An 18,546-nucleotide genomic window follows, 5' to 3' on the forward strand; every position below is an offset into this window, starting at 1 on the left:
TCACCGAATCCGGTGAGCAGTGTGATGCCGTTGACGAAGGCGCCGGGGTTCACGTCCTGGATGAACACGGAGAAGACGAAACCGCCGAGGATGCCGATGGTGCAGACCAGTCCGTTGAGGAGCAGCGCCACACCTGTCGACGCGAGCACTCGGGGAACGACCAACCGGTGGATGGGATTGATCCCGAGCACCTTCATGGCGTCGATCTCTTCGCGGATGGTTCGGGCCGAAAGATCCGCGCAGATGGCGGTTGCGCCGGCGCCGGCGACGATCAGCACGGTGACGATGGGGCCGACCTGCGTGACGGTGCCGAGGGCAGCTCCGGCACCACTGAGGTCGGCTGCACCGATCTCGCGCAAGAGAATGTTGATGGTGAAGCTGACCAGCACCGTGAACGGGATTGCGACCAGCACCGTCGGCACCATCGAGACTCGGGCCACGAACCAGGCCTGATCGATGAACTCTTGCCGCTGGAAAGGTCGGGAGAAGACTGCCCTCAAGGTTTGGGCGGACATCTGAAAGAAGCCACCGACCGCTCGTAATGGCACCTCGACGAGGTCTACCATTCGCCCTCCTCGTCCTTGGTTGCCGCAGTACTGTCTGTTCTCATAGTCCAGCCCCCGACAGCTTGTGACTCAGGTCATATTAACTAGAACGTGTTCACCTGTCAAAAACAAGTGTCCAACTCTAAGGAGTAGCCTCACGGCGCCGATCCGAAACCGGAAGATCGGAGACATGGGAAGCATCCCTTTTCGATGCGATTTTCGCCGAAATATCCTGGAAATTAATACTTTTGAATGATCGGCGCCTTTCGGCGCCAGGTTCGAGATTCAGCCATGCGAGAGCCTTGACTGGGCACGCCGATCGAATATCGCATCGTTCGCAGGAATGCAAAATTGGAACACAGTCCAGTTTTTTCGAGACCATTGGTCTCGTTACGGAACGCAGGCAAACTGCCGCGCCCACCGACTCGTGAACACGCTATTTCTACCAGGAAGTGGACACGCAGACCGTCTGAGTGTGAACAACGGTTCTACGTGTCGCGAGCACTGGTCAGCCCAGCGCCCTGCGCATCATTCAGCCCGGCGCCCTGCGCACCGTTCAGCCCAGCGCCCTGCGCATCATTCAGCCCGGCGCCCTGCGCACCGTTCAGCCCAGCGCCCTCAAGGCCGCCGATGCCGAGAACATCTTTGCCGGGTCACGGCCTGCGAAGTAGTCACCCATCACTGCGGACAGCGTTTCCGGCGACCAGGAATCTCCCTCTGCATCGAACCTCTGCTCGACGACGGGCGCCGCCATCAGCGCAACCATCGGTCCGTACACCACGAATACCTGACCGTTGACGGCGTCGGCCGCTGGTGATGCCAGGTACGAGACGAGCGAAGCCACGTGCTCGGGCGAGAGCGGATCCATGCCGTCGGCCGGCGCGTCGCCGAACACGCCTTCGGTCATCGACGTCCGTGCCCGCGGGCAGATCGCGTTGGCCCGTACGCCGTAGCGCGAGAGCCCACGTGCGGCCGACAACGTCAGCGCCGTGATTCCGGCTTTTGCAGCGCCGTAGTTGGGCTGCCCTTCCGGTCCGAGGAGACCCGCCTCCGAAGAAGTGTTGACGATGCGCCCGTACACCGGCGCCCCGGCTTCCTTGGATTTCGCCCGCCAGTAGGCAGCGGCGTTGCGGCACAAGAGGAAATGGCCGCGAAGGTGCACTTCGAGTACGAGATCCCAGTCTTCGTCGGACATGTTGAACAGCATCCGGTCGCGTACGACCCCTGCATTGTTGACGACGATGTCGACACTGCCGAACTGACCCTGCGCTGCTTCCATCAGTGCGTCGGCAGTAGAACGCTCACCGACGTTGCCTGCCACGAATTCGACCTTGGCACCGAGACCACGGATTTCCTCGAGCGTCGCTTCGACGGCCTCGTTCGGGGCCAGATCGTTGACGACCAACGAAGCACCGGCCTTCGCCAGACCGATGGCCTCGAACTTTCCAAGCCCCGATCCGGCACCGGTCACGATGGCGACCTTGCCTTCGAGACTGGTTTCTGGGCTGTTCACAGCATTCATCGAAGCGCTCTCCCGGTTCTCTGCGGTCGTGTGTCGAGTTACCCGGCTCGATTGCCGTGACCCACGAGTTCGCAACTTTAGAACGTGTTCTTGTTTTGGGCAACCATCGTCATGGATGTTCGGTCAGTGCCGCGCGCGGGCACTGAGCGATCGCGGAACGGACATCCTCCCAGCGATCCTCCGGTGGGCGCACAGAACTGATCACGAGCTCCTCGTTGTCGTCGAGGTCGAAAATATCGGGCGCGATCCCGACGCACACACCGTTTGCCTCGCAACGGTCCAGATCAACCCTGACCTCCATGGCGATTCCTCTTCTCTACTCACAACTGCTCACACGAACACGGATACGAAACGAGTGCCGCAGGGCTGTGCCGCACACCGTTCCTGGCGATAACACTAGAACCTGTTTCAGTCGTGTGCAATGATTCGAAAAAGTACCGAGAACGGACGTCGAACGATCCGCCGGCGACGGCGAGGGCGCCCCTTGTCGCCGATGTACGCATCGATAGAACCTGTGTCAATCGAATGGTTGACGCTTTGATTCGTATCTCTATGGAGAGGTAACCATGCACATCACCTACACCCCTGAGCAGCAACAGCTCCAGGAGGAGTTGCGTGCCTACTTCGCACAACTGATGACTCCCGAGCGGCGTGAAGCGCTCGCCGCCACGACGGGTGAGTACGGCGAAGGCAATGTGTACCGCGAAGTCGTCGCGCAGATGGGCCAGGACGGCTGGCTCACGCTGGGTTGGCCGAAAGAGTACGGCGGACAGGAACGCTCCGCGATGGACCAGCTGATCTTCACCGACGAAGCTGCCATTGCCGGTGCGCCCGTGCCGTTCCTGACGATCAATTCCGTAGCGCCGACAATCATGCATTTCGGGACGGACGAGCAGAAGGCCTTCTTCCTGCCCAAGATCTCCCGCGGTGAGCTCCACTTCGCGATCGGTTACTCCGAGCCCGAGGCCGGCACCGACCTGGCGTCTCTGCGCACGTCGGCCGTCCGTGACGGTGACGATTACGTCATCAACGGGCAGAAGATGTGGACGAGCCTGATCCAGTACGCCGACTACGTGTGGTTGGCGTGCCGCACCGATCCGGAAGCCAAGAAGCACAAGGGAATCAGCATGCTGATCGTCCCGACCACCGCAGAAGGCTTCTCCTACACCCCGGTTCACACCATGGCCGGCCCCGACACCAGCGCCACTTACTACCAGGACGTACGGGTCCCGGCGTCGTCGATAGTCGGCCAGGAACACGGCGGCTGGGCACTGATCACCAATCAGCTCAACCACGAGCGTGTTGCCCTCACCTCGGCCGGACCGATTCTGACCGCGCAGCGTGAGGTCCGCGAGTGGGCACAGAACACCAAGCTGCCCGACGGCCGACGCATGATCGACCAGGAATGGGTGCAGATCAATCTGGCTCGCGTGCATGCCAAGGCCGAGTACCTGAAGTTGATGAACTGGGAAATCGCCTCCGCAACCGATCACGCTCCCGGCCCCGAAGCGGCGTCGGCCAACAAGGTGTTCGGTACCGAATTCGCCACCGAGGCTTACCGCTTGCTGATGGAGATCCTCGGATCCTCCGCCACGATCAGGCAGAACTCCCCCGGCGCTCTTCTGCGTGGACGCATCGAACGCATGCATCGTTCTTCGCTGATCCTGACGTTCGGCGGCGGTACCAACGAAGTGCAACGCGACATCATCGGAATGACAGCTCTGCGGCTTCCCGCATCGAAGCGATAAGGACCAACGATCATGGAATTCACCCTTACCGAGGCCCAGCAGGACCTGTCCGGACTGACACGATCCGTCGTCGCCGAACTGGTCACCAACGACCGCCTTCGTGAACTCGACGCCGCCGAAGACCGTTTCGACGCCCTCTTGTGGAATGCTCTGGCCTCGGCCGGCGTTCTCGGCGCGGCTCTTCCGGAATCGGTGGGCGGCGACGGATTCGGTGTCCTCGAGCAGTGCAGCATCCTGGCCGAACTCGGCCGCGGCGTCGCAGCTGTTCCGTTCCTGACGTCCATCGTCGGGTCCGCCGCAGCGATAGCCGAATTCGGCTCGGACCAACAGCGAGACGAATGGGCGAGCGCTGCCGCTGCCGGTGAGAAGATACTCACCGCGGCCCTCGCCGAGGAATACAACGACGACCCGGCGCACCCGATCACGCGTGCCGAGAAGACCGCCGACGGTTGGCGCATCGACGGAGCAAAGATCACCGTCGACAGTGCTCCGCTCGCAGATCTGTTCCTCGTCCCCGCCATCACCGAGGACGGTGTCGCGGTCTTCCTCGTCGAACCGTCGGACGCGGGCGTGAGCATTACCAGGCAATCGACCACGGATTTCTCGAGTGCGGCCCTGGTCGAGTTCGATTCGGTGCAGATCCCGGCCGATCGTGTTCTCGGCTCGGTTGCCCAAGGATCCGACATCGCGGCATGGATCGTCGAACGAATTCAGCTCGGTTCCAGCGCCTACCAGTACGGGGTGCTCGATCAAGCGCTGAAGCTGACCGCCGAATACGCCACCGAGCGTGTGCAGTTCGGCCGTCCGATCGGTAGTTTCCAGGCAGTGGCCCAGCGCCTCGCCGACGGATACATCGATGTCAAGGGCGTGCGCCTGACTCTCTGGGCCGCAGCGTGGCGTCTGAGCGAAGGACTTCCGTCCGACGGGGCCGTACAGACGGCCAAGTTCTGGGCTGCAGATGCGGGACACCGCGTCGGGCACACAGCTGTTCACGTTCACGGCGGTGTCGGTCTGGACGAGGACCATCCGGTTCACCGCTACTTCCTCGCGGCCAAGCATCACGAGTTCCTGCTCGGCAACGCAACAGATCAGCTTCGCGCACTGGGCAAGGAACTTGCCGCAGTTCCTGCCTGAGTGCGTCCCACCGAGTGGAAATCCATGACCTGGTCCGAGACGAATCGATGATGATGCAGCTATGAGTCAGAGCCCCACTGTTTCCGATCTACTCCTCGGAGTCAGCGAGATCGACGACCGCGGTATCCGTTTCGAGGACCAGGTCATCACCTGGCGCGAGCACATTCAAGGCTCGTTCGATCGAGCAGCGCTGCTGGACACGCTGCTCGATCGAACGCGCCCCAGGCATTTCGGACTTCTGATGGAGAACGTCCCCGAGTTCTCGTTGCTGCTCGGAGCGGCATCGTTCTCGGGTTCGGTCGCCGCCGGGCTGAACACGACCAGGCGCGGCCCGGCATTGGCGCGAGACATTGCGCTCTCCGACTGCCAGGTCATCTTCACCGAGAACAACCAGGCACATCTACTCGACGACATCGATCTCGGCGACGTCCGGGTGATCAACGTGGATTCTCCGGCCTGGGCGGAATTGTTGGCGCCCTTCGCCGATACGCCGGCCTACGCGTCGACGGCGCAGCCCGACGATCTGTTGATGCTCATCTTCACTTCCGGAACCAGCGGTGATCCCAAAGCGGTTCGGTGCACGCACCACAAGTTGGCCTCTCCCGGGGTCATGCTTGCCGATCGTTTCGGGCTCGGCGCCGACGACGTCGTCTACATGGCGATGCCCATGTTCCATTCCAACGCGATGATGGCGGCGTGGACGGTCGCGCTGCACGCTCGTGCGGGAATTGCCATGCGACGCAAGTTCTCCGCTTCGGGTTTTCTACCCGACGTTCACAAGTACGGAATCACGTACTCCAACTACGTCGGAAAGCCGTTGTCCTTCATCGCTTCCACCCCCGAGGTGCCGAACGAGCGGGACAACACCTTGAAGATCATGTACGGCAACGAGGGTTCGGCGCCCGCCGTCGCCACCTTCGTCCGGCGCTTCGACGCTCGCGTCATCGACGGGTTCGGTTCCACCGAGGGCGGCATTTCGATCTCCGCGGCACCGGTTCCCCGGCCCGGCGCCCTCGGACTGCTCCCGGACGGCGTCAAGATCCTCGATCCCGAGACCGGAGCGCCATGCCCGCCTGCAGTCTTCGATGCCGACGGCCGGATCACCAACGCCGACCAGGCAACTGGTGAACTGGTCAATGTCACCGGCCCAGGCACGTTCGCCGGGTACTACAAGAACCCGGAAGCCGACGCCGAGCGAATGCGCAACGGCCAGTACTGGAGTGGCGATCTGGCGTACACCGACGTCGACGGTTACGTCTACTTCGCGGGACGCAGTTCCGGTTGGCTGCGAGTGGACGGCGAGAACATCGGTGCCGCACCCATCGAACGCTCCCTGGTCGGTTACCCGGGCTTCGCGCAGGTGTCCGTGTACGCAGTCCCCGACAGCGACGTCGGCGACCGCGTCATGGCGTCGGTGATTCCGGTCGGCGATGTCGACAACTTCGACCCGGCAGCCGTAGCCGAATACATCGATTCCCGGCCGGAACTCGGGCCGAAGCAGAAGCCGACCTTGATCCGAGTGTGCAGTGAGTTCCCGAGAACGGCGACGTTCAAGGTGGTCACTCGAACGCAGAGCGCCGAACGCTGGAACACCTCCGATCCGGTGTGGATCCGACGGCGTGGAGAATCCGACTTCCAATTACTCACTCCCGAAATGGCACTCGGCCTCGAGAAGACGCGAGAGCCCGTCTAGCCCGATATCTCAGTAGTGCTGAGCAAGCGGTTTGTGCGCCGACACCGTTTTGTAGAACTCGGTGAGCCGAAGCTGTGATGCCGCTGCATCGTCGATCACCACCGTCGCGTGTGGATGCAGTTGGAGGACCGATGCCGGGCACACCGCGGCCAGCGGCCCCTCGACGGCAGCGGCAATCGCAGCGGCCTTGTGCTCGCCGGTCGCGATCATCACCAGATGCTTTGCTTCGCAGATAGTTCCGAGGCCCTGGGTGATCACGTGCCGTGGTACGTCGTCCGGACTCTCGAAGAATCGGGCGTTGTCGGTTCGAGTCTGTTCCGTCAGCGTCTTGACCCGGGTCCTCGAATTCAGCGAGGACGTCGGTTCGTTGAAACCGATGTGACCGTTGCCGCCGATGCCCAGAAGTTGTACGTCCACCGGACCATTCGACGCAATCGCCCGGTCGTAGGCTGCCGCGGCGGCAAATGGATCCGACGCGGTTCCGTCGGGGCTGAATACCCTTGCCGCGTCCAGGTCCAGGTGATTCACCAGCTCCGTTCGGATCACCTGGGCATACGACTCAGGGTGGCCTTCCGGCAGGCCGACGTATTCGTCCAACAGGAACGCCTGCCCGCCGGCAAAACTCAACCCTTCCTCGCGGTGACGGCGCGCGAGTTCGCGGTACACCGAGAGCGGTGAAGATCCTGTCGCCAGGCCCAAAGTCCGTGCACCTGAATGCACCGCGTGTTCGAAGATGTCGGCAACAACGGTGCCGGCCGCCTCCGCACTGTCGACAATGACAATTTCCATCGGTTGATTCCTCAGCTTTCGGTGTAGTTCATGAGCCAGTTCCCAGCGGCCATGACGGCGCGGGTTTCGAGTTCTGGACCGGTGACGATCAGATCGGCGCGGCAACCCGGCACGAGATCGCCGACCATTCCGGCCAGCCCCATCAGCGAAGCAGGCGTTGCCGTCGCTGCGATGACAGCCGAAAGCAGATCGACGCCGGCGTGATTGACAGCCCGGCGGACTATGTCCATCAACCGACTCGTCCCGCCGGCAATGGCCGTTTCCCCCTGGCCGGCCAATCGCGCCACGCCATCGATCACGTCTACGTCGAGAGGCCCGAGTGGGTAACGGCCGTCGGGCATTCCGGCGGCAGCCATCGCGTCGGAGACCAACGCGATCTGATGCGGACCGACAAGATCGAACACCGTCGCCACCGTCTCGTCGGCGAGATGTACTCCGTCCCCGACCAACTCGACCACCATCTGTCCTTTCGCAGCCGCGGCAAGACATGCCGCCACTGCGCCGGGAGCACGGTGATGCATCGGAGCCATACCGTTGAACAGGTGAGTGGCACTGAGCGGTGCATGCGCCGAGTGTGCGATCGAACGTGTCGCAATCGGGTTGGACGCATCGGTGTGTCCGATACTCACGACGGCACCGTGACGCTCCAGCAATGAGGCAAGTTCGCCGAAGTGTGCTGTCTCCGGAGCGATCGTCATCGAGCGGATGTGCCCGCGGCCGGCTTCGAGCAGCGACTCGAGCAGAGCCGGGTCGCCGTCGAGAATGCTGTCGGGATCCTGGGCGCCACAACGGAGTACCGACAGGAATGGACCTTCCAGGTGAATTCCGGCCAGCGTACCCTCGTCCACCAGTCCTGCCAGGAGCTCGATGCGACTGCGCAGGATCTGCGGCGGCGCGGAGACGAGCGAGCCGATCACCGAGGTCGTGCCGTTCGTCCGGTGGTGATCGGCAGCCACGGTGGATCCGAACTCGTCTGCCTCGGGGAAACCGAATCCGCCGGCGCCGTGGCAGTGAACGTCCACCAACCCCGGGATGATCGTTGTACCCGCAGCTGCCCGTTCGGGTAACGGGTCGGTTCGCTGCGACGCGGGTCCTGCCCACACCACACGATCACCGGAGATCTCGACAATCCCGTCCGAGAGCAATCGACCACCGGTCACCAATTGTCCACGCAGAATTTGTCCACGAAGTATCACGACATCACCTGCGGTACAACGGGAACTTCGGTATCCGCGATCGACAACTCGCGGAGCACGGCGTCCGCGAGCACGTAGTGCCCTTGTTCGTTCGGATGGAATGCGTCAGCCAGGAGAGCCGGCGGTGGACCATCGGGAGAATGGGCCGTCCACTGCGCGTAGTGGTCGACGAACACAACGCGCGTCGAGGCGGCAACCTGCCGCACGACCTCGACGTACTGAACCAATCCCGCTCTGGTGGGCGCATTCTCGACGTCGATCGGTGGCGGCGTCTGCAGGATCGGCACCGCACCGATCGCTCGCGTCCGGAAAATCATGTCCGAGAGGTCGTCTCGAAACCGCTCCAGTCCTTCTTCGCCATCCAATGCGTCATTCGTACCGAGCATGATCAACACCACCGAGGGTTCGAACACTTCGATGCGGTGTGCGAAACCCGCACGCACATCGGAGGATCGATTGCCGCTCACCCCGGTGTTGACAAGGACGTGGTTGAACAAGGAAAGTTCACCACGGACGCGCTCGGCGCAGTGTTCGACGTAACTTCGATGACCGTCGGTGTGCGTCAATCCCTGAGTGATGCTGTCGCCGGTGAAGACCCACCGTATCGGCGTCGAGGAGTCTACGAGCAAAGTCTCCAGTCGAATCCGTTCAGCAGTCCTGGACTTCAAAGCCTTCGACGTCGGGGTCACACCCTCGACCTTTCGGCGCCCGATACTGCGGCTGCAAATTTCGACGTGATGAACGCCGGATCCGTGATTGCGGTTCCGACAACCACCGAGTCTGCACCCAGGGCGATGGCGCGTGCCGCATCCTCCGGGCTGTGGTATCGCCCCTCGGCAATGAGGACTGCATCTGGAAGTGCCTGCCGCAGTTCCGAGATCAGTTCCAGGTCCGGGCCGGCCAGCCGTCGGCTGTTCTCGGTGTATCCCGCCAGTGTGCTGGAGATGACGTCGGCGCCCGCCGCGGCGGCAGCGACGCCGTCCTCGAGTGTTCCACAGTCGGCCATGACGAGGCCGCCGCGATCATGGACCGCGTCGACGGTGTCGGCAAAGGTCAGCCCATCCGGACGAGGTCGCAGCGTGGCGTCGGCAGCCACGATCTGCGCACCCGAATCCACGACTTCGAGGGCTGATTCCCTTGTCGGCGTGATGAACACGCCCTCCGAGCCGATCTTCGTCAAACCGATCACCGGTACCTTCACTGCCGACACGACTGCTGCGACATCCGGGGTTCCGCCCACACCGCCGCAGCGGATAGCCACCGCTCCCCCGTCGACCGCAGCGCGGGCCATCCTCTCGATGGTCCCGGTGTCGCGCAGGGCATGGCCGTGTCCGGCCTGACAGGACACGATCAGCTTCCCGCTGATGATCGTGAGCAATTCTTCGACAGTCACGGTGTTACCTCGATTCGTGTTGCGGCGGCCAGGAGCGCAGCGCCGACGAGCGGCGCATCGGTGCCCAAACGAGCAGGAAGAATGGCGGTTTCGGCAATGGGGCCCATCGCTTCCACCCGGAAAGCGGACGTCAGCGGAGACAGGAGGTCGGCTCCGATCTGGGCTGCGCCGCCGCCGATGACGATCACCTCGGGATCGAATGCAGTCGCGATGCCGGCCAGGACGCGGCCCAGCAGAGTACCGGCGTCGGAGACCACGGCACGGGCGATCGGATCGCCCGAGTGCATGAGCGCCACCACTGCCTGTAACGGTTGAGTGGGCACACCCGCCCGCGCTGCGTACTCGGCTGCCATCGCCGGGCCAGACGCGACTGCCTCGAGGTGATCGGTTCTGCCGCAACCGCAACCTATCGCCCCGGAGACCGGAACCAACAGATGCGCGAGCTCGCCGGCTGTTCCGTGGGCACCGTGGTACAGCTGACCGCCCACGGTCAACGCGCCACCGATTCCGGTACCGATCGAGACGAACAGTGCAGAGGTTCGACCGCGACCGGCGCCGATCATGTTCTCGCCGTGAGCCATCGCGCGCACGTCGTTGTCCACCGTCACCGGTAGGCCTGAGTGTGCCTCGAGTTCTCCGCGAACCTCGGCGCCACTCCATCCAGACAGAATGTCGGAGGCGAAGACGACGCGGCCACGCACCCGATCGATGATTCCCGGTGCACCGACTCCGATTCCGGCTACCGTGTGATTCGCCCTCAGACGGTCGATCAACGCGGTAGCGGTCCCGAGAACGGCTTCCCTACCCGCCGTCGGTGTTGCCGCACGAACGGTGTCGATCACGTCTCCGTCGGACGTCACCACCGCGGCAGCCACTTTGGTGCCGCCGATGTCGATACCGATCCATCGCTTCTGCCCAGATGTCATGTCAGAGGAGCCCGGCCTGTTCCAGAACGACCTTGATCGTTGCGGTCTCGGACTCGTCGAGCGAGAGCATCGGCGCGCACATCGTGTTGCCGGTGATGACGCCGCGCAGGGCCAGAGCCGTCTTGAACGCGCCCAGACCCGCGGCACCGGCACTGACGCGACCCGGTGTCGGCGCCTCGACGATGGAGAACAGATCGGTGAGTCGATCCTGCTCGGCCTTCGCTGCGGCCCAGTCTCCTGCCTGCGCAGCGCGCCACAGTCGTACGTAGCCGTGCGGGTCCACGTTGGCCAGGCCGGGCACTGCGCCCGAAGCACCCATCAGCAGGCATCCGTCGACGACTACCTCGTGCCCGGTGAAGACGGCGAAGTTTTCGAGCCCGGCCGACTGACGGAGCAACATACGGAAACTGACGTCGTCGCCGCTCGAATCCTTCACGCCGGCGATGACTCCCTCGCGTCCGAGCTCGACCAGCATTGCCGGGCTGAGCTTGCTGTGGACACGAACCGGGACGTCGTAGGCGAACAACGGAAGATCCACTGCGGCGTGGATGGAGCGGAAATGCGTTGCCGTCTCGGCTGCATCGGTGATCGCGTAGAACGGCGCCGTCGCGACGATGGCATCCGCACCCGCCTCGCGCGCCTGCTCGGCGACGGCGATGACCCGGTTGGTGGTCATGTCGTTCACTCCGACGAGGACCGGTACCTGGCCGCCGACGTGACCGATGGCCGTCTGCACCACCTGGGCGCGCTGAGCGTCGGTGAGGTAACCGACCTCACCCGAGGAACCGAGGACGAACAAGCCGTCGACTCCGGCTTCGATCTGCAGTGAGAGCAGGCGTTCGAGCGACGTGGTGTCGACCTCGCCCTCGAGCGTCAGTGGTGTGACGATCGGCGGGACGATTCCGCTGAAGGTGGTGGTTTCCGTGCTCATGGGGTCTCCATATGTTGGTTGTCGGATTGAGTTGTGGGTGCGGCTGTCAGGGAGAAACGGAGACCGGCTGACCGCTCGAGGCGGACAGATAGGCAGCATCGATCACGCGCATCGACGCGCGGGCGTCTGCCACGGTGTAGTCGGGTTCGGTCCGTGTGGGAAGTCGATCGAGCACGTGAGAGAGAAAGCTCGACACCGCGTTGTCCGAACCGAAGCCGCCGATGGGTAGTGCGGTCACGTCTCCCGAGGCCGCGAAGTGGGTCACCGCGGGTTTGTCGTCGTCGGAACTCGCGTATCCGTGGGATCCGAGGACGCGAACCGTCGCGGTATTCGCGCCGAAACCCGGTGCTGCGGGGATTCTTCCGACGGTCACCGTCGCGGTGACGCCGTTTTCCAGGGCGAGCGAGATCAACGCCGTGTCTTCGACTCCGAACTGCTGGTGGGCCCCGCCGTAGAGTGTGCTCGTCTCGGCGTACACCTCGGTGACGTCCAGGCCGGTGAGGTATCGGAGGTAGTCGGCGGCGTAACCGGCGAAGTTCACTACTTCTCCCCCGCCGGAAAGCGCGGGATCCACCACCAGTTCGGGACGCTCGACAGACGTCGCGAAATGTGTTCCGCTTGCGAGGAACTCGATGTCGACGTGGCGCGGCAGTCCGAGATTTCCGGCGTCGATCCATCGGCGCAGTCGCCGGAGCGCAGGTGAATGAGTGCGGTTCACCACCGTGCAGATTCGCCCGTTCGACCGTGCGGCTTGCTGAACCGCCGCGGCCTCCGCCTCGTCGACGCCCACCGGCTTGTCCACCAGGACGTCGAGTCCGGCGTTCAATGCGGCAATCGCAAGCCGCGCATGCCTGGTCGGCTCACTGCAGATGATCGCCAGGTCAATCCGTTCGGGGTCGAGCAACTCGCCGAGTTCGTCGATCCACTCGATGTCTGCGGCCTTTGCCATCGCGATCCCGTCCTCACGAATCCAATCGGGGACCGAGGATTCGTCGGAGGCCCCGACCAGGCTCACTCGAGGATCGGATCGCAACAGGTCCGCATAGGAGCCGGCATGCCTGACGCCGCTGACAAATCCGACGCGGATCGAACCGGTGCCGGTCATTGGTTTTCTCCGATCGAGACAGCGCGGCCGGTGTCGAGCGATTGCTGGGCAGCGATGGCAGTCGCGAGAGCTGCACGCACCTGCCAGTTCTCGACTATCGGGCTCGCGGAACCGTCGAGAGTGGCGATCCAGTGACGCATCTGATGCGACATCGCGTCCTCGATCGACGACGGCGGCGCGTTGGTCGTGTCCGTCATCAGTCCCGGGTCGTCGCCGGTGTCGTGCGCGAGCGTGCCGGAAGTCCCCGACACCACGATCCGACGCACCATCTTTCCCGATTGTGTTAGCGCGTAGGCCAATTCGATCAGAGCCAGCGATCCGTCCTCGAAGCGAACGGTCAGATGGAAGCTGTCGTGCACGGGCATCCCCGCCGCGAAGGTGGGGAAACTACGAGCGAACACACGGGTCGGACGACGACCGATCAGCCACGTCACCAGATCGAGTGCGTGGGTTCCGTTGTGAACGGGGTGACCACCCGAACGATCCTTGTCGTGTTGCCAGCCTCGCCAGCCCCCTGGCCAGACATGGCCGGTGTACCAACTGAGATGGATCAACCGGGGGTCGCCGATGGCACCTTGTGCAACCGAGTTTCCGATCGAGGTGATCGACGGCTGGAATCGTACGGTCTGTCCGACCATCAGTGAGGTGCCGTTACCTTCGGTGGCCTCGACCATCGCGTCGAAGTCCGCGACTGTCAGCGCGGCCGGCTTCTCCACGTGCACATGCTTTCCCGCGCGGCCCGCGGCTATCGTCACGGGTGCGTGGTCGGGAGTGGCCCCGACAACGTTGACCGCCTGCACGCTCGGGTCGGCGAGAATCTTCGCCAGATCGGTACTGGCCTTCGCGCCCGGCGCCAACGCCGCAACCGATGCGGCCCGGTCCAAGTCACTGCCGAATACGTAGGCGACTTCGACCGACGGGATTCGCGCCAAGGCGCTGACGTGGTCCCGCGCGATTCCGCCGCTACCTATGACGGCTACACGCACCGTCACTTGGCACTTCCCGAGAGCGCTGCCGGTTCGCCGCCACCGAGTCGCACCTGTTCGGCGACGACGAGTGCGCGTTCACGTGCGTACGTCAACGGCGAGTCGGGATCAGCCTTGCCGTCGAGAACTGCTGCCATCTCGTCGATTTCGTGACGAATCGCAGCCTGCATCCACAGCGAGGATCCTCCGTTTCCCGAGTTGTACTTCTGCGTCCTGCTCGCAGCGTCGATCAACGATTGGTTCTCGGCGTCGACGTCGAAGATCGGCCACGACTCTACGACCTGTCCCCCGCGCAGTCGGCTGACCCGGCCGGTATGGAAGTCCGCGTGGACCGAACCTTCGATGGCATCGACGGTCAGCTGCCACGACGAAGTGTGTGAACGCGTTGAGATAGTGTGTCTGCCGATCGCGCCGCCGGCGAACGACACCACTGTGTTGCGGAAGCCGTCGTCCGCGGTGGCGATGCTCGACACGGCAGTCACCTCGCCGCCGAGCCAGCACATCAGGTCCAGTTCGTGAATCTCGTGAGTCAGTTCTCCACCCGTTCGGCTCTTGTCGAGCTTCCACCACTGTGGATCTGCGCCGTCGGTGTCGATCCAGCGTGAGCGAGACGTTTCGATCGCAGCGACCTCGCCGAGCTCCCCCGACGCCAGCAAGTCCGCCAGACGTCGTACACCCGGCATCATCCGCATGATGTGCCCGACCATCAACGGCGAACCGCTCGCGTCGGCGCTCGCGATCATGTTCTGCGCATCGACCAGTTCGACGGCGAGCGGCTTCTCGACAAAAACTGCCTTGCCGTGTTCGAGCGCCGCGATGGCAGGTTCGGCGTGCGCGTGATTGGGCGTCGCGACGACAACGAGGGCCAACTCCGGGTGAGCGGCCACCGCGTCGTGATCGTCTGTCGGGGTTGCCGAGAACTCTGCGGCGACGTCCTTGGCCCGCTCGAAGTCACGGTCGCACAGCATCGTCAGTTCGAAACGTGGATGGGCAGCCAGCTCGCGAGCGAGGGAACTACCGAAGAATCCGCAACCGACCACACCGACTTTGTATCGGGTCATGAAGTCTCCAAAGATTGGATGAGGGATGTCCTATGTTATACGGCCAGCGTCATCGGTCGTCAATTCGACGTCGGTAACACAGTCTTCATCTATGCAGGTGAGCGCACTATTTTTGGCTCGAAACCGGCAAAACGTCGAAGTTCGGCGCCGCCAGTTCCGAAGATTCTCTAGACGCTTTCTGATCCACAATGTAAGTTACGCAACATCGGACGTCGAACATAGGACATCCCCTATCCACTCCCTTGATGTCCCGCTCCCCGCCTTGGAGGCCGCCTTGAAGAACGAACGACCGCTGAGCTCCGCGTTCACCCGCCGAGACCTGTTCCGGTACACCGGGCTACTGGGAGCTGCAGCAGGTATCACCGCGACTCTCGCGGCGTGTGGCGGCGGGCCGTCATCGACCTCGGTTGTCGGCGGTTCCGCGAGCACCGGCGATCTGACCACCGCCATCGGATACGGCAACGACCAGAGCTTCGACCCGATGCAGACTGCATCCGGTTTCCTCATGGCAGCGGTCAACCACGTCTACGAGGGACTGCTCGAAAACGATCCAGGCACCGGTGAGACGTATGCGGCGCTCGCACAGGCCGTCCCGACCGACGCCACCGCCTCGAGCTGGACCATGAAAATCCGCGAGGGAGCAACCTGGCACGACGGCACTCCGGTCACCTCGGACGACGTCGTCTTCACCTTCGATCGCATCCTCGATCCACAGCAGAACGTACTGATCCGCTCCTTCTTCTCCTCCTGGCTGCAGTCCGTCACCAAGGTCGACGACCAAACGGTGACCCTGAACTTCAACTACCCGTTCAGCGCTGCCGCACAGCGTCTCTCGATCGCCAAGATCATGCCCAAGCACGTCTTCGACGGCCACTGGGACGAGGCCAAGTCCGGAACGCTGGTCGTCGGTTCCGGTCCGTACAAGCTCAAGAGCCACACCCCCAAGAGCAACACAGCTTTCGAGGCCTTCGAGGCGTACAACGGGCCGCGTCCGGCCAACTTCGCGACCATGAACTGGCTCTCCATCGTCGACACCTCCTCACGCATCGCGCGCGTCTCGGGCAACAATGCCGGTGCACAACTCGCCGACAACATCCCCGTCGCCAACGTCCCCACTCTGACCTCCGGTGGGCGCACCGTCGAGGGCAACCCGGGCATGAACCTCATGTACCTGCTCTTCGACACGACTCAGGCACCGTTCGACGACGTTCGTGTTCGCCAGGCGATGTTCTATGCGATCAACACCCCGAAGATGATCGAGATCGCCCTCGGCGGCAAGGCAGCACCGGCCACGAGCTACCTGTACGAGCGCAACCCCGACTACGCGCGAGCGTCCACCGTCTACTCGTACGATCCGGACAAGGCCCGCTCGCTCCTCGCTGCCGCCGGTGTCAGTGGCCTCGACCTGACGCTGCTCTCCACCAACGTCAGCTGGTTGGCCGACTGCTTGCCGACCATCAAAGAGTCTTGGGACGCAGTCGGATTCAACACGACACTCGAACCGCAGGACACCAGCGCCATGGTGAGCAAGCTCAACAGCGGCCAGAAGTTCCAGATCGCCGCCGGTACGTCCAACCCGCAGGCATTCGGCAGCGACGTCGACCTTCTCGTCCGCTACACGTACAGCAAGGGCGGCTTGTGGACGAAGACCTACGCCAAGTGGGACGACACCCCCGAAGCGCAGAAGATCTACGCCACCATGGACGAAGCCACCCGCGAGACCGACCCGGCAAAGCGCAGCACCCTCGTGCAGTCGTACCTGAACCAGATCGCCGAAAATGCTGTCTACTACCCGGTTCTCCATCAGGAACTCCTGACTGCGTGGGATCCGAAGAAGATCGCCGACGTCACTCCGCTGCCGTACCCCGGCGTCAACCTGCTTCAGGCGAAGCCGGCCTGATACCCGCCCGCTCGGCCGTTTCCCACAACTGAGAGATCCCCCGATGGCAAGAGTCCTCCCCATGCTGATCAGGCGATTACTGATACTGATCCCCCTGATCCTCGGCATCATCGCGTTCGTCTTCATCGTGATGCAGTTCGCGCCCACCGATCCCGCAACCGCGGCGTTCAACGGTGGCAACCCGACTGCGGAACAGCTGCAGCAGTTCAAGGAAGAGAACGGACTGCTCGATCCGCTTCCGCTGCAATACGTTCACTTCGTGACCGATCTGGTCAGCGGCAACATGGGTGACAGTCTGATTTCCGGTACCCCGGTGTTGGATTCGATCTCCACCGCTCTGCCACTGACCATTCAGCTCACGGTTCTCGGACTGGTGATCGCCATCGTGCTCTCGCTGATCTTCGGCGTCACCAGCGCACTGTTCCGCGATCGTTGGCCGGATCAGGTCATCCGAGTGATCTCCCTCGGTGGTGTGGCGGCACCGTCATTCTGGTTGGCACTGCTGATGATTCAGTATCTGGCTGTTCAACTCGGATGGTTCCCCACCGGTGGCTACGTCAATCCGAGCGACTCCGTCAGTGACTGGCTCTGGTACATGGCGCTCCCGGCGCTGTCCCTGTCACTGCCCGTCGCAGCACAACTCACGCGCATCATCCGCACGTCGATGGTCGAGGAGTTGGACAAAGACTACGTCCGGACCGCGATCGGCAGCGGCCTGCCCTATCACGTGGTGATCGGACGGAATGTGTTGCGTAACGCACTGATCAACCCGCTCACCGTCCTGGGTCTACGAGTCGGTTATCTCCTCGGTGGCGCTGTGGTCATCGAGCAGATCTTCGGCCTGCCCGGCATGGGTCAGCTCATGATCAACGGCGTCACCAACGGTGACCCCGCAGTCGTTCAGGGTGTTGTCATCGTCATCGCGGTCGGCTTCGTCGTCGTCAACCTCGCCGTCGACATCCTCTACCTGCTCGTCAATCCACGACTTCGGAGCGCAGCATGATGAGAAGAAAACTCACCGAGAAGCTTTCGCGACCCGGCATCACCTTTTCTCGCTTCCCCCTCTCGGCCTGGCTGTCGATGGCGGTTCTCGCGATCATCGTGCTCGCATGCCTCTTCGCGCCGCTGATCACGCAGTACACGCCGCTCGAACAGGCGGTGGGTACCGCGGGCCCCAGCGCCGAGCACTGGTTCGGGCAGGACAGTCTCGGTCGAGATCTGTTCAGCCGCTTGCTCTACGGCGGACGCTGGTCGCTGACCATCGGCCTCGGTTCCACCTTCCTCGCACTGTGCGCCGGCGCTCTCATCGGATCGGTGGCCGCAACGAGCCGAAAAGGCGTCGACGAGACCATCATGCGTGTGCTCGACGTGGTCATGGCGTTCCCGGGCATCGCGCTCGCTGCCGTACTCGTCGCAGCCTTCGGTGGTTCGATTCCAGTTCTGATCGTCACTATCGCGTTCCTCTACACACCGATGGTGGCTCGCGTCGTTCGCGCGAATGTTCTCGCTCAGTACGGTGAGGACTACGTCGCGGCCGAAAAGGTCATCGGCGCAAGAACTTCACACATCGTCGTCAAGCACGTCGTAGCCAACTGTGCTGCGCCCGTTCTCGTCTTC

The 18,546-nt window shown here is 63.1% G+C and carries 18 protein-coding genes; 6 read left to right on the top strand and 12 right to left on the bottom strand.

The genetic code is table 11. The features are described 5' to 3' along the window. The 3 genes from A2J01_RS02980 to A2J01_RS02990 form a co-directional block, all read right to left on the bottom strand. Positions 1-566, bottom strand: a 566-nt coding sequence (locus A2J01_RS02980) for an MlaE family ABC transporter permease (protein WP_064111896.1), incomplete at its 3' end; no start/stop codon positions are given. Between the two features lie 583 nt (positions 567-1,149). Further along, entirely contained in the window at positions 1,150-2,067 is a 918-nt protein-coding gene (locus A2J01_RS02985) for a 3-oxoacyl-ACP reductase (RefSeq protein WP_003945439.1), read from the bottom strand. Between the two features lie 109 nt (positions 2,068-2,176). After that, entirely contained in the window at positions 2,177-2,368 is a 192-nt protein-coding gene (locus A2J01_RS02990) for a ferredoxin (RefSeq protein ID WP_007734330.1), read from the bottom strand. 265 nt (positions 2,369-2,633) lie between these two features. Between A2J01_RS02990 and A2J01_RS02995 the strand changes: the two genes are divergently transcribed. The 3 genes from A2J01_RS02995 (at position 2,634) to A2J01_RS03005 (ending at position 6,642) form a co-directional block, all read left to right on the top strand. Then, the gene (locus A2J01_RS02995; protein WP_003945878.1) at positions 2,634-3,815 is read left to right on the top strand and encodes an acyl-CoA dehydrogenase family protein; all 1,182 of its coding nucleotides are present in this window, start codon (positions 2,634-2,636) and stop codon (positions 3,813-3,815) included. 12 nt (positions 3,816-3,827) lie between these two features. Next, positions 3,828-4,949: an acyl-CoA dehydrogenase family protein gene (locus A2J01_RS03000; protein WP_064111888.1), complete on the top strand. Its 1,122-nt coding sequence runs from the start codon at positions 3,828-3,830 to the stop codon at positions 4,947-4,949. Between the two features lie 61 nt (positions 4,950-5,010). After that, positions 5,011-6,642 carry a long-chain-fatty-acid--CoA ligase gene (locus tag A2J01_RS03005; RefSeq protein WP_064111891.1) on the top strand — a complete coding sequence of 544 codons (1,632 nt, stop codon included), beginning with the start codon at positions 5,011-5,013 and terminating at the stop codon, positions 6,640-6,642. A 9-nt stretch (positions 6,643-6,651) separates the two neighbouring features. Here A2J01_RS03005 and nagB read toward each other — a convergent pair whose 3' ends face one another. From nagB to A2J01_RS03050, 9 genes are read right to left on the bottom strand one after another with little or no spacing between them, the layout of a single operon-like run. Then, complete coding sequence (nagB, locus tag A2J01_RS03010; protein WP_064111892.1) at positions 6,652-7,431, bottom strand: glucosamine-6-phosphate deaminase; 780 nt, start codon at positions 7,429-7,431, stop codon at positions 6,652-6,654. An 11-nt stretch (positions 7,432-7,442) separates the two neighbouring features. Continuing rightward, on the bottom strand, positions 7,443-8,627 hold the full coding sequence (locus tag A2J01_RS03015; RefSeq protein WP_042920428.1) for an N-acetylglucosamine-6-phosphate deacetylase: 1,185 nt from the start codon (positions 8,625-8,627) through the stop codon (positions 7,443-7,445). Next, a complete protein-coding gene (locus tag A2J01_RS03020; RefSeq protein WP_042920430.1) occupies positions 8,624-9,316 on the bottom strand; it encodes an SGNH/GDSL hydrolase family protein in 693 nt (230 codons plus the stop codon). The genes A2J01_RS03015 and A2J01_RS03020 overlap by 4 nt, the downstream gene beginning before the upstream one ends. Then, positions 9,313-10,020 carry an N-acetylmannosamine-6-phosphate 2-epimerase gene (locus A2J01_RS03025; protein ID WP_063315004.1) on the bottom strand — a complete coding sequence of 236 codons (708 nt, stop codon included), beginning with the start codon at positions 10,018-10,020 and terminating at the stop codon, positions 9,313-9,315. The genes A2J01_RS03020 and A2J01_RS03025 overlap by 4 nt, the downstream gene beginning before the upstream one ends. After that, positions 10,017-10,946 carry an ROK family protein gene (locus tag A2J01_RS03030; protein WP_007734314.1) on the bottom strand — a complete coding sequence of 310 codons (930 nt, stop codon included), beginning with the start codon at positions 10,944-10,946 and terminating at the stop codon, positions 10,017-10,019. The genes A2J01_RS03025 and A2J01_RS03030 overlap by 4 nt, the downstream gene beginning before the upstream one ends. A gap of 1 nt (position 10,947) precedes the next feature. After that, a complete protein-coding gene (locus A2J01_RS03035; protein WP_007734313.1) occupies positions 10,948-11,877 on the bottom strand; it encodes a dihydrodipicolinate synthase family protein in 930 nt (309 codons plus the stop codon). 46 nt (positions 11,878-11,923) lie between these two features. After that, a complete protein-coding gene (locus tag A2J01_RS03040; protein ID WP_007734307.1) occupies positions 11,924-12,982 on the bottom strand; it encodes a Gfo/Idh/MocA family protein in 1,059 nt (352 codons plus the stop codon). Beyond that, positions 12,979-13,974 carry a Gfo/Idh/MocA family protein gene (locus A2J01_RS03045; protein WP_058227628.1) on the bottom strand — a complete coding sequence of 332 codons (996 nt, stop codon included), beginning with the start codon at positions 13,972-13,974 and terminating at the stop codon, positions 12,979-12,981. Before A2J01_RS03045 ends, A2J01_RS03040 begins: the two co-directional genes overlap by 4 nt. Further along, on the bottom strand, positions 13,971-15,029 hold the full coding sequence (locus tag A2J01_RS03050; RefSeq protein ID WP_064111894.1) for a Gfo/Idh/MocA family protein: 1,059 nt from the start codon (positions 15,027-15,029) through the stop codon (positions 13,971-13,973). The genes A2J01_RS03045 and A2J01_RS03050 overlap by 4 nt, the downstream gene beginning before the upstream one ends. Before the next feature lie 274 nt (positions 15,030-15,303). Here A2J01_RS03050 and A2J01_RS03055 point away from each other — a divergent pair, with 274 nt between their 5' ends. The 3 genes from A2J01_RS03055 to A2J01_RS03065 all read left to right on the top strand — a co-directional run. Further along, positions 15,304-16,929, top strand: a complete 1,626-nt coding sequence (locus tag A2J01_RS03055) for an ABC transporter substrate-binding protein (RefSeq protein WP_007734285.1) — start codon at positions 15,304-15,306, stop codon at positions 16,927-16,929. Between the two features lie 43 nt (positions 16,930-16,972). Beyond that, the gene (locus A2J01_RS03060) at positions 16,973-17,932 is read left to right on the top strand and encodes an ABC transporter permease (protein WP_003945671.1); all 960 of its coding nucleotides are present in this window, start codon (positions 16,973-16,975) and stop codon (positions 17,930-17,932) included. Then, the coding region (locus A2J01_RS03065; RefSeq protein ID WP_156519145.1) for an ABC transporter permease at positions 17,929-18,546 on the top strand (618 nt) is incomplete at its 3' end. The genes A2J01_RS03060 and A2J01_RS03065, both read left to right, overlap by 4 nt.

This window comes from Rhodococcus sp. EPR-134 (genome assembly GCF_001647205.1).
Taxonomy (GTDB): Bacteria; Actinomycetota; Actinomycetes; order Mycobacteriales; family Mycobacteriaceae; genus Rhodococcus_F; species Rhodococcus_F qingshengii.

Coding starts and splice junctions, on each gene's coding strand:
- A2J01_RS02985 (WP_003945439.1), bottom strand. CDS start 2,067: ATGAATGCTGTGAACAGCCCAGAAACCAGTCTCGAAGGCAAGGTCGCC.
- A2J01_RS02995 (WP_003945878.1), top strand. CDS start 2,634: ATGCACATCACCTACACCCCTGAGCAGCAACAGCTCCAGGAGGAGTTG.
- A2J01_RS03035 (WP_007734313.1), bottom strand. CDS start 11,877: ATGAGCACGGAAACCACCACCTTCAGCGGAATCGTCCCGCCGATCGTC.
- A2J01_RS03030 (WP_007734314.1), bottom strand. CDS start 10,946: ATGACATCTGGGCAGAAGCGATGGATCGGTATCGACATCGGCGGCACC.
- A2J01_RS03040 (WP_007734307.1), bottom strand. CDS start 12,982: ATGACCGGCACCGGTTCGATCCGCGTCGGATTTGTCAGCGGCGTCAGG.
- nagB (WP_064111892.1), bottom strand. CDS start 7,431: ATGGAAATTGTCATTGTCGACAGTGCGGAGGCGGCCGGCACCGTTGTT.
- A2J01_RS03050 (WP_064111894.1), bottom strand. CDS start 15,029: ATGACCCGATACAAAGTCGGTGTGGTCGGTTGCGGATTCTTCGGTAGT.
- A2J01_RS03005 (WP_064111891.1), top strand. CDS start 5,011: ATGAGTCAGAGCCCCACTGTTTCCGATCTACTCCTCGGAGTCAGCGAG.
- A2J01_RS02990 (WP_007734330.1), bottom strand. CDS start 2,368: ATGGAGGTCAGGGTTGATCTGGACCGTTGCGAGGCAAACGGTGTGTGC.
- A2J01_RS03060 (WP_003945671.1), top strand. CDS start 16,973: ATGGCAAGAGTCCTCCCCATGCTGATCAGGCGATTACTGATACTGATC.
- A2J01_RS03000 (WP_064111888.1), top strand. CDS start 3,828: ATGGAATTCACCCTTACCGAGGCCCAGCAGGACCTGTCCGGACTGACA.